13 protein-coding genes, 1 other RNA gene and 1 pseudogene are annotated in these 13,418 nt (G+C 36.5%); 8 read left to right on the forward strand and 7 right to left on the reverse strand.

Features of this window, described 5'->3' with window-relative positions; translation table 11 throughout:
* The 5 genes from QZ276_RS07720 to QZ276_RS07740 all read left to right on the forward strand — a co-directional run.
* A partial coding sequence (locus QZ276_RS07720) for a cobyrinate a,c-diamide synthase (protein WP_292486843.1) occupies window positions 1-1,128 on the forward strand: 1,128 nt, incomplete at its 5' end.
* A gap of 26 nt (window positions 1,129-1,154) precedes the next feature.
* On the forward strand, window positions 1,155-2,210 hold the full coding sequence (endA, locus tag QZ276_RS07725; protein ID WP_292486846.1) for a tRNA-intron lyase: 1,056 nt from the start codon (window positions 1,155-1,157) through the stop codon (window positions 2,208-2,210).
* Window positions 2,211-2,219: 9 nt separating this feature from the next.
* Complete coding sequence (locus QZ276_RS07730; protein ID WP_292486848.1) at window positions 2,220-2,612, forward strand: DUF2209 domain-containing protein; 393 nt, start codon at window positions 2,220-2,222, stop codon at window positions 2,610-2,612.
* Between the two features lie 28 nt (window positions 2,613-2,640).
* Window positions 2,641-3,897: a GTPase HflX gene (gene hflX / locus QZ276_RS07735; RefSeq protein WP_292486850.1), complete on the forward strand. Its 1,257-nt coding sequence runs from the start codon at window positions 2,641-2,643 to the stop codon at window positions 3,895-3,897.
* Window positions 3,898-4,111: 214 nt separating this feature from the next.
* Complete coding sequence (locus tag QZ276_RS07740) at window positions 4,112-4,783, forward strand: PHP domain-containing protein (RefSeq protein WP_292486853.1); 672 nt, start codon at window positions 4,112-4,114, stop codon at window positions 4,781-4,783.
* 2 nt (window positions 4,784-4,785) lie between these two features.
* Here QZ276_RS07740 and QZ276_RS07745 read toward each other — a convergent pair whose 3' ends face one another.
* From QZ276_RS07745 to QZ276_RS07755, 3 genes are read right to left on the reverse strand one after another with little or no spacing between them, the layout of a single operon-like run.
* Window positions 4,786-5,385 (reverse strand): DUF447 domain-containing protein, encoded by a 600-nt coding sequence (locus QZ276_RS07745; protein ID WP_292486855.1) that lies wholly within the window; start codon window positions 5,383-5,385, stop codon window positions 4,786-4,788.
* The gene (locus tag QZ276_RS07750; RefSeq protein WP_292486857.1) at window positions 5,382-6,329 is read right to left on the reverse strand and encodes a triphosphoribosyl-dephospho-CoA synthase; all 948 of its coding nucleotides are present in this window, start codon (window positions 6,327-6,329) and stop codon (window positions 5,382-5,384) included. The genes QZ276_RS07745 and QZ276_RS07750 overlap by 4 nt, the downstream gene beginning before the upstream one ends.
* Window positions 6,326-7,471, reverse strand: a complete 1,146-nt coding sequence (locus tag QZ276_RS07755) for a methanogenesis marker 9 domain-containing protein (protein ID WP_292486859.1) — start codon at window positions 7,469-7,471, stop codon at window positions 6,326-6,328. Before QZ276_RS07755 ends, QZ276_RS07750 begins: the two co-directional genes overlap by 4 nt.
* A gap of 160 nt (window positions 7,472-7,631) precedes the next feature.
* Here QZ276_RS07755 and rnpB point away from each other — a divergent pair.
* An RNA gene (rnpB, locus tag QZ276_RS07760) (RNase P RNA component) lies at window positions 7,632-7,980 on the forward strand.
* Window positions 7,981-8,009: 29 nt separating this feature from the next.
* On the opposite strand, the pseudogene QZ276_RS07765 reads toward rnpB, so the two are convergent.
* Window positions 8,010-8,600, reverse strand: a pseudogene (locus QZ276_RS07765) (DUF116 domain-containing protein); the annotation flags it as partial.
* Entirely contained in the window at window positions 8,590-9,237 is a 648-nt protein-coding gene (locus QZ276_RS07770) for a DUF116 domain-containing protein (RefSeq protein ID WP_292486861.1), read from the reverse strand. The pseudogene QZ276_RS07765 and the gene QZ276_RS07770, both read right to left, overlap by 11 nt.
* 103 nt (window positions 9,238-9,340) lie before the next feature.
* On the opposite strand from QZ276_RS07770, the gene QZ276_RS07775 reads away from it, so the two are divergent.
* Together QZ276_RS07775 and QZ276_RS07780 are read left to right on the forward strand one after the other, a co-directional pair.
* The gene (locus QZ276_RS07775; protein ID WP_292486863.1) at window positions 9,341-9,754 is read left to right on the forward strand and encodes a hypothetical protein; all 414 of its coding nucleotides are present in this window, start codon (window positions 9,341-9,343) and stop codon (window positions 9,752-9,754) included.
* Window positions 9,755-9,999: 245 nt separating this feature from the next.
* Window positions 10,000-10,245 carry a hypothetical protein gene (locus tag QZ276_RS07780; protein ID WP_292486865.1) on the forward strand — a complete coding sequence of 82 codons (246 nt, stop codon included), beginning with the start codon at window positions 10,000-10,002 and terminating at the stop codon, window positions 10,243-10,245.
* 25 nt (window positions 10,246-10,270) lie between these two features.
* Here QZ276_RS07780 and QZ276_RS07785 read toward each other — a convergent pair whose 3' ends face one another.
* Together QZ276_RS07785 and QZ276_RS07790 are read right to left on the reverse strand one after the other, a co-directional pair.
* Entirely contained in the window at window positions 10,271-11,509 is a 1,239-nt protein-coding gene (locus tag QZ276_RS07785; RefSeq protein WP_292486867.1) for a (Fe-S)-binding protein, read from the reverse strand.
* Between the two features lie 5 nt (window positions 11,510-11,514).
* On the reverse strand, window positions 11,515-12,294 hold the full coding sequence (locus tag QZ276_RS07790) for a disulfide reductase (RefSeq protein ID WP_292486869.1): 780 nt from the start codon (window positions 12,292-12,294) through the stop codon (window positions 11,515-11,517).
* Window positions 12,295-13,418: the final 1,124 nt, after the last annotated feature.

Below are 13,418 nucleotides of genomic sequence, written 5' to 3' on the forward strand. Positions count from 1 at the left end.
ACAGGTAGTACCGCTCAGATTGCAAAAATATTAGATTGTCCTGTGGTCCTTATAATCAATGCCAGAAGTATTACACGATCGGCAGCTGCGATTGTCAACGGATATGTTAATTTTGACCCGGATGTAAATATTGCTGGTGTAATCCTTAATAATATAGGCGGTGGTCGCCATGCTAAAAAGGCAAAGGATGCGATTGAATTTTATACAGGAGTCCCGGTTCTTGGTATAATACCCAGAGACGATTCGATGCAGATATCAATGCGTCATCTGGGACTTGTTCCTGCAATTGAAGGACGACAAAAAGATAGTGAATTTAGAAAAAGAATTTACAGTATAGAAAGGACCATTAAAGAAAATGTGGATATTGAAAAAATCATAGAAATATCACATAACGCATATCCTGTTGAAAAACCCGAATATACATTATTCAAACCCAAACAAATAAACTACAAACCGACAATCGGTATTGCACTTGATGAGGCTTTTAATTTCTACTATCACAACAATATTGAATTACTCGAGCTGAAAGGTGCAAGAATTAAATATTTCAGCCCTATTCATGATATTCATCTCCCCAAGGTTGACGGTTTGTATATTGGCGGCGGCTACCCAGAACTATTTGGGGACGAACTTGAATCCAATGAGTCCATGAGAAACGATATTAAAGAAGCATCTGTACAGGGGTTGCCCATTTATGCTGAATGCGGTGGACTTATGTATCTTACCGAAAAAATGACCACAGGTGTCCAGAACAAAAATAAAGGAAAGTATCATATGGCAGAAATGCAGGAATCGACCTATAACATGGTGGGGGCACTTCCGGGACATACCCTTATGGGACACACAAGGGTTGTAAGCTATAACATCGGGATGTTTAATAGCGATTCTGTTATAGGAAAAGCAGGAAATTCGTTCAAAGGACATGAATTCCATCATTCAGAGATAACCAATCTCCCGTCAAACTCAAATTTTGCAATCAAACTTTCCAGAGGTACAGGGATAGTCAGTGGATGGGACGGTTTAACAGTAAACAACACTATGGGTTCGTATGCTCACCTTGAAGCAGTTTCCTATGAAGCTTTTGCGTCGTCATTTGTTTATTATATATGCAGGTCTGATAATTTTTAAAATCGTAATTTATCTGGGTGACTTATTTGATAGGTGAACTAAGGAATGATAGAGTACTGGTTGACGAGAAAGGAATAGATGAATTATACAAAAGTGGTTATTTCGGAAGACCAAAAGGAAACAAACTTGAATTAAGCCTTGTGGAAGCTGCTTATCTTCTTTACCGCAACAAAATCAAAATACAGGAAAACGAAAAAGGATTGGATTTTACTGATTTTTTTAAAAAGGCGTCACTTAGACAGCAGTATTTTGAACTAAAATACATTGTTTACAAGGATATACGTGAAAGAGGATTGTACATCCAACCGGGAGTTACGGACTTTAGAGTGTATCCCAGAGGAGGGCATCCCGGAAAATCACAACCAAGAAGTTATATTCATGTACATTCCGAACGAATACCTCTACCTCTCAAAGACCTGCAAAAGTTACTTGAAACAGCTGATAACGTCCATAAGCAGTTAATTCTTGCAATCGTTGATGAGGAAAGTGATATAACCTTTTATGAAGCTAAAAAAGTAAACATCAAAGGAGATATGGAGAAACTTTACCCGGATTTAACAACCAGTGCTTCACTGATGGAGGATAGGGTTCTTATCTGGGATGGGGAGTCATCCAATACAATACATGAAAATGGATTCTACGGTAAATTGCTCGACCCTGAACATCTGCAATTATCACTTGTGGAATCAGAATATCTGCTTGAGAATAACATTATTCAGGTTAATGACAGGAAAAATGAAAATCATCTAAATTTTAATGAATTCTCAAAAAGGGCATCTTTTATAGAATCAGAATTCCCTCGTAAATGTAGAGTTTATAGTGACCTGAGGAATCGGGGACTGGTTCCAAAGACAGGTTTTAAATTCGGAACTCATTTCAGAGTTTATAAACAGGTTGAATCGGCTGATAATATACCACACTCAGAATACCTTGTCCATGCGTTGCCAAATAATTATGAATTTATACTTCCTGTTATGTCAAGGGCAATTAGATTGGCTAACAGCGTCAAAAAACGCATGCTTTTTGCAGTAGAAGAAGAGAAAGGTTTTGAATATATCGATATTGGTAGAGTAAAAATGTAAGAAGATAACATGTGGGATATTATTGCTGTTGACATATCGGGGCGACATAAAATAAAAAACGGTTACTATATGGTATGTGCAGCAGTCTCTGTTGTATCTTCTGCAGACCATGTTGAGAAAGTAAATCAGGTTAAAATCAAACCTTTCTGGATGGATTCGGCTCCACAGGTAACAGATGTGGTTAGGATAATTGAAGATACTGTTAAAGAAATAAAATATGGTGGAACGATTGTTGCCGAAAAAGGGGATATGTATAATAAACCGGAGTGGGTGGCTACAAGTATGTTTTCAAAGAATTTTAAATATCAGGAATCTTTGAGTGAAAGACTTGCGATAGAAATGGCACATCATATATCTTTAAGCGCTCGAAATCTCCTTATTCAAGAACTTGATATATCCTAATCTGTAACATAATGTACATAGTGGTTTTATGAAATCAGTAATCCTTGTCCAGAGGAATGAACCAAGGAGTAATGAATCAGAAAATTCTGATAAACTTTTTGAATTAGAAGAGCTCGCAAAATCTGCCGGTTATTGTATAGTAGGAGAAATAACACAATCCAAAAATCCTGACAGAAGATATCAGGTAGGCAGGGGTAAAGTCGATGAACTGGCATCACTTGTGAATGAATACAATGCAGAAAAGGTGATTTTTTACAATCAGCTCAGTACCATACAGATATACAATGTATCAGAAACCTGTAAATGTGAAGTTATCGACAAGTTTCACCTCATTTTGGAAATATTTGCAACAAGAGCAACAACTAAGAGGGCAAAACTACAGGTAGAACTTGCACAACTTGAATATGAACTTCCCAAAGCAAAAAACATTGTTTCTCTGCTCAAACAGGAAGAACGTCCCGGGTTCATGAGTCTTGGTGAATATGAAGATTCCTATGAGCAGGATATTAAAAATAGAATCAGTAGAATTAAAAACGAATTGAAAACCGCTAAAAAGGACAGGGAATCTCTGCGAAAGTTCAGACATGATAAGGGTTTTTCCCTTGTGGCACTAGCGGGTTATACCAACGCAGGTAAAAGTACATTATTTAATACAATTGTTGATGAAGATGTAAGGGTGGAAGATATGCTTTTTACAACTCTTTCACCGGTGACACGCTCTCTTAACCTCGGTGGCAGACATGTACTGCTTACTGATACGGTCGGTTTTATTGAAGATCTCCCTCACTGGATGATAGATGCATTCCGTTCAACACTTGACGAGATATTCCTGACTGATGTAATTCTTCTTGTTGTTGATGTTACAGAAGATGCGGAAAAAATCCGCAAAAAACTTGCCACATCCCATGAAATACTATGGGATAAATCCGAAGGTGCACCCATTATAACAGTACTAAATAAAGTGGATGCAATAAAAAGTGATGAACTCAACAAAAAACTTGCCAAAATAGAATACCTTGCACCAAACCCTGTTTTTATCTCTGCAAAATCAGGATACGGGATTGACAACCTTAGAAAACAAATCAGCCAGCAAGTACCCGGATGGAAGCGTACAAGTGTATCACTCCCGATGTCAGATGATGGAATGGCTGCGGTATCATGGCTCTTTGAAGAAGGGGTTGTCCACAATATCGATTATGGTGACTACATTGAAGTAGACCTTGAAGCCAGAGATGAAATAATTCTCAAAGCACAGATTTATGAAAGGGAAATATTTGTGGATTAATCTTTTAAAATTTGTTCGTATCAGAGCGAAAGGTATATTAATCATTATATCATTAGTATAATTACGAACGGGTTTCTGCTCTGTTCTGATGTACTCCATCCTACCCTCTCCCATACATACCTCCATCTTAAAAACCCGTTCGCTCCTCCATGAATTCCATGTTTTTATTTTTGCCTGCCAAATATTTATAAACTCATATGGCTTTTTATTTTATATGCGGTTACGAATTGATGTTCATGTACATTCCTGTTTTTCAAAAGACAGCAATTCCAAACTGGAATCCATAATCAGTTTTGCTGAAAAAAATGGACTTGATGCTGTGGCAATCTGTGACCATGATACTGTTGAGGGTGGTATTGAAGGTTTAAAAGTAGCAAAAAAAATTGGTTCAAAAGTCACAGTAATACCCGGTATAGAGGTAACGTCCACAAAAGGTCATATCCTTGTGCTTGGTGTGGACAAGAATATTGAACCTCATTCAACTCCTGAGGAAACCATAAAAGCCGCAAGAAAATCAGGAGGAGTTGTTATTGTACCTCATCCCTTTAAAATATCCTCTCATGGCATAGGTTTTGTAGACGGGATAGATATCGATGCTGTAGAGGTGCTAAATTCACGTTGTCTTACAGACAAACCCAACGATGAAGCAAGAAGTGCGGCTCAACTCCATAATATACCGGAAGCGGGTGGAAGTGATTCCCATATCCCCGAGACAGTAGGACAGACCTATACCATAGTGGAAGCATCTGAAAACACACCAGAAGCAATAATTTCAGCCATAAAAAATGGTACAATCAGTGCAGGGGGTAAAAAAGTACCTGTAAATGTTGTTTTCAAACATACACTCTCAACAATAAAAAGAAAGGTTCTACAGAGATTGCGGTAAATTCAATGTTCAATATTTAAATAATCATACAAAATTTCCATTGCCCGGTTTTCCTTTGATCCACCGCATTTCTTAACCGTGTTACTGAGTTCATATACTATATTCAGATACTTTTCATTATCAAATACCCGATAACGTGTTGCATGGATTAAAGCATCTAGTACGGCATTAAAACCCCTGTTAGGGGCTTTGATAACATTCCGGTTTATACAGGCATACAGTGGTAAGACATCTGCAACCAGTGTATTTTTTGTATATCTTATATCACTGCATTCAAATATTACATAGCTCAGGGCTTTTTTTAAGAACGGATACTTCCTGTTATTTACAGAAACCGTATCAAATTCTTCATCATAGAGATTGGTAAATGTTGAACGGGCAAATACAACCGGGTCAATGATCACATTTGCAACAAGACATTTTTCATTTACTACATTTTCATACGTCTGTGAGCCTTTAAAAAGTCTGATTTGAATCCTGTCACCTTTGCGAATTAACCCCATTGGAGCAGCATTTGGTGAGTCTGTTCCAGTGGTAAAAATTGTTTCTGATATGCCATCGTATATGCCGTATTCTTCAATATTAATATTATTCTGGTTCAAAATCTGATACCTCCAACTAAGGCAATGAAAAGACCAGCTATAGTTATATCTGCTGTAGAACCAGGATTTATTTTTTTATCAACAAGTTCCCTGTCAAATTGCTGGATATCTGGTATCATGGATTCAAAATCAGTATTCTGTTCTTCAAGACCTGAGATTATTTCTGAAGCTTTTGTTGATACATATACAGCAGTTTCTGTATCAAATTTTGTCTCAATGAAGGTATCCTTGTTTTCAGAAAGAATTTTTAAAAAGGCATAAACAATTGTGCCATTGATATTGTTATAATTATTCTTCATGTTTTCAATTATGATTTCAGCACACTGGATGCATCTGTTAAATCCTTCTGACCACTCATTTGCAACCATATCGTAGCTTTTTGCAATTTCCATCAGGTCATAAAGTGTAATATTTTGCTCATACAATGAATTAATAGAGTTTTCATCCTGCAAATCAAAATCATCTACATTATTGACACGGACACCGGCAAACCTGAAAGATTCATAGAAATCGACAGCATCCTGAACATCGGTATTTTTAACTAGATTATGGGCACAATTTGTGAGTTCATTTAATGAAAATTGGGATTTGTGAGCCATAATCTTTCCTGTAGCCATTGTAAGAGGTATCAGTAAAATGAATGCTCCAAAATGAGTATTTCCGCCTTTCTGCCAGTTTACGCTTTCACTGACGGAACGTTTTATAAGTTTGCCGATACCGTGACTGGATTTTGATGCATCCTCAATAACCGGATGAACTCCAATGGCAGATGCCATAAAATGTTCGTAATAGGTATCAATATAATTGTGGTCTCTATCAACATTTCCTGGTTTCGGGAATGCTGATACTTCAAGAACCATTGAAAGCTGAGCACAGCGGGTAATATAAGATGTTATTTTATCTCCGCTGTACTCATCCTCTGGTAAATAGGTTTTAATATTCATTCTGTCTCATTTACAGGGATGTTTGCGTTATCCAGAATATAATCCGCCAGTTCTTTTTTAAGACGCATATATTCGGGTCCTGACATATCCAGCATATACAATACACCGTCGCGTATAGGACAGAATTTTGTCAGTTTGCAGCACCAGGCAAGTGAGCCAAAACAGGTGCTGTCACCGAATTCAAGTTTTGAACCTTTGGAAAATTCCATTTTCAGATTTTTGAATTCTTCAGGAGAAATACCCAGTTTATTAAGTTTTTTCTGAACCGCACAGGGTTTAATTGGAGGACAACAAAATGTCAAACCTCGAAGGTCTCCTTCTCCTGCACATATGTGTTTTGGAGCGTTGTACCAGCCGATTTTATTCTGGAGATCGTTGACACCTTCAACAAGTTCATCGATAAGGTAGGGATTGTCCATAACTCCTCTTGATACTGAAACCAAATCCGCACCCCGGGAGAAGATATCCTTTGCATCCGAAAATTCGGTAATAGAATTGTTTCCTATAAGGGTCATTCTGACAGAATCCCGGATTTTTCGTATTGCTTTCAGGTCTGCAGTGTTTTTCCCTTCAAGAGTGGCATCAACGTGTAAAATATCTGCTCCTGCAGATTCGATTTGTCTTGATAATTCAACATCATCAACAACATTTGCACGTATTTTAACAGAGAGCACAACCCCTGTTTCTTTTATATTTTGAATCCATTCTACAAGTCTTGAGGTGTCATGCATCAGTGCCTCTCCGACACCGATATCAACCATTTCCTCCTGCCTGCAGTGAGCATCCAGTTCAAGAATTGCATCTGATTCTTTTGCTATCTGTGCAGCTTCTATAAGATGTTCGGGTGTAGCACTTCTTACATTTACAGCCACTGCACTATCAGTATCCTCATTGTTTATTTCCTCTTTTAAAAACTGTAACGGATTGTCGGTGATAAACTCTTCACGTCCCCTTTCAGCCATTCTGGATGCGGCTTCATTTGTTTTATCGTCCATATTGAAGCCGCCAAGTATTACAAGACCTGCGTTTTTTGCATACTTGTTGGCAAAGTTGCTGTCTGTAACGCCAGCCATCGGACCGAGTGCAACCGGATTTTTGAGTGAGATGTTACCTACCTGTAAATTAAATAATTCATTATTCAAGTTAAAACCTCAATTAAAAGTGATTTAAAAATAATTATTTGGTTTTAATTTTAATTCTGAACCCAATACATGGATTGTGGCATATTAATGTAACGCTGTGATGCCAGACCCAATAGATTTAAGTACATAATCAATTTTAATTTAACCTATAATTGAGAATGAGAGAGGAAGGACGGCCGCCGGGTCTGTTGACCTGAGGAAAGTCTCCCCACCGTAAAAATACACGAACGCCTGTAAAGGGCGTCAGGCGAGAGCCTGGGCAATGGCACAGAAACGATACTGCCCCATGTTAATGCGATGATGCCTGTTGGTTGAGTTCGCATGGTGGCGGATGGAACGGCGAATCCTCGTGGGTGCAAGTCAGTTCCGGGAAATGTTCCTGGAAAATTTTAATTGATGCTAAGCTGAATGCCGTCGCTGCAAGCGTTCGTTATTTGATGAGCCGTTCTGCATCGTCTATATGATGCGGAACTTTTGCAGTAACAGAAGGGAGCTTACTCTCTTCACTCATTCTCAAATCATTTAATGTATTTTTCAGGTTATTGTAGTCAATTGTTGTATTGTAACAACCATCTTCCAACAGTGGAACACCGTAGGTTACTATGTTTTTTTGCTTCAGATACCTCATAACTTTGTTTAGTTCATAATAACAGGCAAGTAACAGAGCACCATCTACAGGTTCTTTTTTGACAATATGCCGGATATATGAAGAACCTGCAACAATGTAGAGTTTATAATTATAATTTTCAGCATCTTTTTTGATACTGGATAATATACATTTATTACAGGATATGCATTTAATCCCAAACCTTGTTGATGATGCAGGACAATCCAGTGAACGCATACAGTGAGGCGCCAGTATCAGACGATTTCGGGTTTTTTTGAAACTTGATTTGTTGGCAGTGTTTCTGAGGTTTACCATTAATTTATCAAGTTTGGAAGAATCACTAAATTTTTGAAAAAGGATTTTGATTGGGAGATAGAAAAAATCAAGGATGTTTACAAAAAATCCTGCAAGCCAGACATTTCTGTTTAGGTTTATACGACCAACCAGCAAGGCGGTTGTTGTTAGTATAATTGAAACGATTATAAAAAAGAACAATGCAATACCAATCAGATTATAAAGCATTATTGTTGCACATCTCCATTTTTCTTATTACTTCATCTACATCAACTTCTGTGTTGTAGCATCCATCTTTTAACAACCATACACCCTGTACAGGCATGTATTTGGATATTTCCTGCATTGATTCAGTTAATTCCATATGACATGCAACTCCTATACATGCATGGGGTCTGTAGGATTTTATAATTTTTCTGACAAAACTATCACCGGGCACTACAAATACTTTGAAATTATACTTTTCGGCAGCTTCACATATGGGGGCTATGTCGCAGAGACCACATTTTTCACATTCGTAACCTGTTATGGGGTCGCATCTGGCTTTGCAGTTTGGATGCCTGAGGCATTGAGGAAGAATTACTGCGCATTTACCATCAACCTGTTTGAATCTCTCAAGCATTACAGCGTTTCCTACCTCAATAATAATATCATCTACAATAGACTCTTTTATAGAACACGTCCTGCAAATCAGTTTGGCGGGTGAGTAGAAAAAGTACAGCATAAAGAATATAAAATTTGGAAACAGTGATTTATTTTTCTTGTAGCTGTATGTTCCAAGTAACAGTGATATTAAAGTTAAAATTATAACAGCAACAGCAAGATACACAAATATCCTGCCAAGAAGTGTATAAGGAATGAACATATATCCAAAAAATGTTAATTTATATATTTAAATGCTACGTATAAATTAAATCAAATGAAACATTATATCAGGTTTAACGCATTTTTGGAAAAAGGGGGATATTATGAAAAAATTTATTTTAGCAGTATTAATAGCATTTTTGAGCATAGTTTCTTTTAGCGGTTGTATAGGGGGACCAGAATCAACACCTGAAGAGACGTTAGATGATTACATTTCTTATTACAATTCTGGAGAGTTTAACAATGTCTATAATGAATTGTTGTCATCTGATGTAAAAGGTGATTATACCAGAGATGAATTTTATAATTTGAATAGAATTTCAGAAGCAACGTTTCGCATAAATGGCTATGAAATAACTGGCAGGTCTGATGAAAATGATTCAGTAATACTGACTGTGGATGTTATCTGGAACGTGAACGCCTTTAATATACAAAGAACAAAAACTCATACTATTGAATTTGTTGTAGAAGATAACCGATGGAAAATGAATGATATTTTAAGACCTATAGATATATGAACAGTCTGCGATTATTAATTAAGAAAGCTACAGTAAAAAATGAGCCAAAGTATTATGGCTTTGTGGATTGTATGAACTGTATAGCCTTCTAAACTTATATGTGCAGTAGTGTTATTAAGATTTTGTGTATAATATATATCAAAAATTAGTTTCAATTTTATTATAAAAATATTAATATGAAATGGGTTAATTATATCTAATTTGTAAGCTGTGAATGATATACATACAATTACTGGGGGAGTAGATTGTTAGTATCATTAGACCATAAAAAGGTCGTAGTTGAATATACGTCAGCGCGTGAACGACACCTAAAAATACCCAGAAAATACTTGGATTACAAAGGAATTGAATTAGGTCCAGAATCAACCATTCTCAATGAAGTAAAAGATGCATATTTACTGCTGGATTCCAACACCAATGGTGTATGGATTCCCAAAGAAATAGTAATTGATGAATTGAAATTATATCTGTCAGAATATGAAAATGTATGAATTAAAAAGGGTAAAAGGGTTTTGATTATTCCCCTTCTACCTCAAGTCCGAGAGCTTCTGCAACAAGGACAATAACGTCTTCTACTTCCATATCTTTAGCATCTACTGAATCTCTTGCATCAGTAAGGTTTCTCTTACAGAATGGACAGGCACTTGAGAGTACGTCTGCATTGGTTTCAAGAGCATCTTCTATACGCTCTTCACCAACTTTAAGAGCAAGGTCTGGGATTCCTGCTTTAGTACCTCCTCCTGCTCCACAACAGCGGTTGTATTCTTTTATCCTGTCCATTTCTACTAGTTTGACACCCGGTATATTCTCAAGCACATATCTTGGGGCATCATATACTCCTACATGGCGTCCCATATGGCACGGGTCATGGTAGGTTATAGTTTTGTTTAGGGATTTTTCCCATTTGATTTTGCCCTGTTTAATCAGTTCAGCAAGGAATTCAGTTATATGCTCAACTTCAAATGGAAGTGGTTTTCCGTATAGTTTTGGCCAATCAATTACAGAAGCACGGAAACAGCCTGAACAGGCATAGACTACCTTGCTTGCGCCTTTGGCTTTTATATTTTCTATATTTTTGAGTGTGCAATCTCTGGCTATATTTTCGAGTTCAGATTGTCCTGTTCTTAGAAGTGGTGAACCACAACAGAGTTCGTCTTCACCAAGCATGGCAAAGTCGATACCCAGTTTGTTAAGAACACGGGCTGTAGCGACTGCAAGTTTGGTCTGTTTGAACTCTGCAGTACATCCACCATAATAGACAATATCTGCTTCTTCTTTAATCTCAACATCTTCAGGTACCCATGCAGTCCGATTTTCAGCAGGTTCCATGTATGGGTTACCGTATTCTGATATGAGTTTAAAGAAATATTTCTGTTTTCCATAGGGACCCTGTCCACGTTTGACAAGGTTTGCCCGCATACCTTCCCAGAGGTTTACAGTGTCAATACCTGATTCACATACTGTTTCACAGATGCCACAGGTTGTACATTGATATAAATCGGATGAGAACTCATCGAGTTCTTCTTCTGATATCTCCTTTGGACCAAAGAGTTTTGCTCTTAGTCCATAGGATTTGTTCATATAATCTCTCCACTTCAGAATTTTATCTCGAGGTGCAAGTCCCGGTTCTTGACCGGATGCGGAATACGTGGGACACCACTGAACACATTCTCCGCACCTTGTACAGGAATCCAGCTCCATAAGTTGTACAGCGGTTAATCCTTTGGTGTCTATTGATGGTTGTTTTTTAGCCATTGTAATTACTCACCTTCCTCTGCTTCTATATTTGCAAGAATTGTGAGAGGTGTTGCTATTATGTGTATGTATTTGCTGAACGGTATATAGGCTATACAAAACAGTAGTGAAATTACTGCGTGGAATAAAGCCATCTGTGGTGCAGCGTCAACACCCCATTCTATTCCTAATCCCCAGAATCCTCCAAGTCTGATTCCTTGTGCGACAAATCCTGTGATTACAATAAATGTAAGTCCAGCTAACAGGACTGCATCGTATGATATTGTACTTTCTCTTGCTCGTTTAACAAACAATCTTCTAAAGATTGCTATACCTATTCCTAATAACAGGATATAGCTGAACAAATCGTTCCATGGTTGTAGCATCTGCCTTATTGCTTCTGGGTGAATATTAACACCAGAAAGGCTTAGAAGTTCTATTAAAAACATCAGTAATGACAGTAAAAATAATGTCATCCATCCTACGAAAATACCTATATGCATAAACCATCTGAACTTACTTATTCTTATAATTCGTCTTTGTAATATGATATCCAGTACCAGGGTTTTAAGAATTAATTTCCAATCACCCTTTTTGGCAACCTGCGATGCGAATGTTTTTGGGAAGACTGTAATTCCTCCGCCACTAGGTTCCTGTGCATATCCGGTGGTTCCAAGTCCCCATTTTTTAATGTTCAAATACATTCCATACAGGAATATACCTATAGCTATTACTGATAATATCATAACCTGTACAAAGGTTATTCTCATTGCATCTGATATTCCAGAAAAATACTCCATGCTCATAAAATATACCTCCTGACATAATGAAAGGTTAATATAGTAGCAATTAATTGCTTATTTGGGGTTTTAAAATCATTAAGTTAGCAGGATTGTAGTTTTAATTATATTTAAACATTTCCGTATCCAATTAATTATATATAAATAATGAGCATAAAGATGTATCTCTAAACCTTATATCGAAAATTACATCATTTTAAGATAGGTAACAGTTGATAAATCATGGTACATAAGTAATTCTGAGTTTGTATTTTTTATAACTTTCTCTGATAAACCATCTGCAAAAATTTTCAATACTGCTTTTGCTGAGTGTTTTCATTACAACCAGATCTATGTTATTTTCTCTGGAAAAGTTAGCAATTTATGTAGTAATTTTTCCCCAATCTTTTGTTTTTGCCAATTTTTTTCTACATAATCAAATGCAGAATTTGGCTTTGTAGAAACCCTATTGAAATTGGCACCAATAAGCAAGCTTTAAAAACATAATCAAAATTCTAAAACACATTATTATTGATTATCAGCATTGTAGAAACTTTTATTCAAATAATTCTATAAGTCAATGGCTTTATTTTGAGGATAAACACCTAGATAGTTCGATTTCAGCAGTTTCAGTTAAGTTTCAGCCTGGTTTCAGTTAATAAACGCTATCGAGGAAATGTAGTTTCAGTAGTTTCAGGGTTATATTGATACCATTTAATAAAAAGAGGATTTTTTCGCAAAATTTTCAAAGTCAGTAATATACTGAATTTATTAAGCCATTAAACAACATTCTAAATTTTGCACAATATTTATTGTATGGATGTGTGTGGGTAGCTATAAACCTGAAACTGCTGAAACTAAGGGATGTTGATGCCGTTTTCAAAACTGAAACTACAGTTAACCGAACTGAAATCAGTTTCATATTACCTGAAACTGGCTATTTTAATTTCTGTAGAAATCATAGATATTCAAATGATATGCAAATCAACTATATTTTTATATGTACTACCTAATATTAATTATAATCACTGGATTTTACCAGATGATGCCGGTTTCAACAGGATTTCTACAGAGCCCAAAATTTAGAATGTTGTTTAATGGCTTAATAAATTCAGTATATTACTGACTTTGAAAATTTTGCGAAAAAATCC

It is taken from the genome of Methanohalobium sp. (genome assembly GCF_018609725.1).
GTDB lineage: Archaea > Halobacteriota > Methanosarcinia > Methanosarcinales > Methanosarcinaceae > Methanohalobium.

Bases quoted from the DNA above. Each gene is read 5' to 3' on its own strand.
- QZ276_RS07730 (WP_292486848.1), top strand. From the start codon at position 2,220: ATGTGGGATATTATTGCTGTTGACATATCGGGGCGACATAAAATAAAA.
- hflX (WP_292486850.1), top strand. From the start codon at position 2,641: ATGAAATCAGTAATCCTTGTCCAGAGGAATGAACCAAGGAGTAATGAA.
- QZ276_RS07740 (WP_292486853.1), top strand. From the start codon at position 4,112: ATGCGGTTACGAATTGATGTTCATGTACATTCCTGTTTTTCAAAAGAC.
- QZ276_RS07750 (WP_292486857.1), bottom strand. From the start codon at position 6,329: ATGAATATTAAAACCTATTTACCAGAGGATGAGTACAGCGGAGATAAA.
- QZ276_RS07770 (WP_292486861.1), bottom strand. From the start codon at position 9,237: ATGTTCATTCCTTATACACTTCTTGGCAGGATATTTGTGTATCTTGCT.
- QZ276_RS07775 (WP_292486863.1), top strand. From the start codon at position 9,341: ATGAAAAAATTTATTTTAGCAGTATTAATAGCATTTTTGAGCATAGTT.
- QZ276_RS07785 (WP_292486867.1), bottom strand. From the start codon at position 11,509: ATGGCTAAAAAACAACCATCAATAGACACCAAAGGATTAACCGCTGTA.
- QZ276_RS07790 (WP_292486869.1), bottom strand. From the start codon at position 12,294: ATGAGCATGGAGTATTTTTCTGGAATATCAGATGCAATGAGAATAACC.